At 64.7% G+C, this 1,455-nt stretch carries 2 protein-coding genes; one reads left to right on the top strand and one right to left on the bottom strand.

Going from position 1 to position 1,455, the window contains the following annotated elements; translation table 11 throughout:
- Positions 1 to 460 precede the first annotated feature (460 nt).
- Positions 461 to 634, top strand: a complete 174-nt coding sequence (locus DT057_RS35855; RefSeq protein ID WP_162501619.1) for a hypothetical protein — start codon at positions 461 to 463, stop codon at positions 632 to 634.
- A gap of 359 nt (positions 635 to 993) precedes the next feature.
- Here DT057_RS35855 and DT057_RS34875 read toward each other — a convergent pair.
- Positions 994 to 1,455 (bottom strand): SDR family oxidoreductase (locus DT057_RS34875; RefSeq protein WP_128566551.1); only part of this gene is annotated, 462 nt, incomplete at its 5' end.

Here is a 1,455-nt window from a genome sequence, read left to right as displayed (position 1 = left end):
CGTCGACGAACACGCCGAACTGCGCGTCGCCATTGTAGGCATCCTCAGATACCCGCAGAGTCAGAGTGTTTGTCTGTCCAGACACGGATGCACTTCCCCTCGGATGCTGATGATCGACTATGACAAATTGTCTGAGACTGCTCTCACCGAGACAATCTAAGAGACGACATGTTAAATCTTGTTTTGCAAACGAAATTACGAGATCATAACTGAGATAGGTGACAGTATTATTGAATTTTATATGCTATATTATCGAATTAGAAATGACGATCATATCCAAACTGATCAGAATTACATTTGCAAGCGAGGCGCCGGTGCCAGAATGTGCATAAAGGTGATGATTGTCGTTGTTATGATGAGATGAGAAGCAAGGGAGTGACCTGCCCGGCTGATTTTGAGCCGATCTGATCGAGAGGATCGGCCTGGACCGGAAGAACAGGGCTTGAAGCAAGATCGAACGATGAGTGCCGAGCACCTGGCGCCGAAGCCGCGCAGAAATGAGGTGCAGACGGGCGCAGGGCCGGATCTTGTCGCACTCATGCCGGGAAGCGGAGCTCTTCGCGCAGAGCTGCTCCCGATGGCGCAAAGCGATGGCCTGAAGGCCGATCACGCCAGGAGAATCGAACAATCGTGAGCGCGAGACTACTCGGTTGCAGCGGCTCTCAGCCGATCTGACTCTGGAAGAGCCGTCGATCGCCGACGTCGCGGCGGAAAACCCGGCGCCCCCGAGCGACTCCGGCCGGCGGTCGACGGCACCCGGGAGAACGACGGTCCCTCGGCACGCCAGGCCTGCCAGGTCGTCGGCCGGCGCCGCGGCACGCGACGCGCCGTGCCGCCTTTGCCGGCCGACGCGGTTGCACCGACCCGGGCCGTCATCGCTCCGGCGTCCGGGGCACGGGCGCTATGGCCGCCGCGTGACCTCGCTGCTGCGGCCCGTCGGCTGGGGATTGCGCCGCGTCGGCGGGACCAAGCGTGGCCGCGGGAGCCCAGCGCTCAGAACGCGAAGCGCAGGGCGCCGCCGTCGACCGGGATCGTGGTGCCGGTGACGTAGCCGGCCGGCCCCGAGGCGAGAAACGCGATCAGCGCCGCCGCCTCCCCGGGCTCGCCGAAGCGGCCGGCCGGGATGTTGCGGTCGATGAAGGCCTGCCGCGAATCCTCCGTCGGGTGAAGCCGCTCCAGGATCTGCACCGTGTTGATGCGGCCCGGCGCCACGCAGTTCACCGTCACCCCCCGGGCCGCGTACGTCGCGGCCGCGGCCTTCGACCAGCTCTCCAGGGCGGCCTTGGCCGGGCCGGCCGCGTTGAAGGCCTTGGCCAGGATCGCGCCGGTCACGTTGACGATCCGGCCCCAGCCCCGCGCCGCCATCGGCGGCGCCAGGATCTCGCCGATCTCGCGCGCCGACACGAAGTTGAGGCGGAACGCCTCCTCCCACGCCGCGGGATCGTCCGGCGCCGT

The sequence above is a fragment of the Methylobacterium crusticola genome (assembly GCF_003574465.1).
GTDB lineage: Bacteria > Pseudomonadota > Alphaproteobacteria > Rhizobiales > Beijerinckiaceae > Methylobacterium > Methylobacterium crusticola.
The sequence above is the reverse complement of the archived record's forward strand: the minus strand, read 5'-3'. Positions and strand labels throughout refer to the sequence as shown.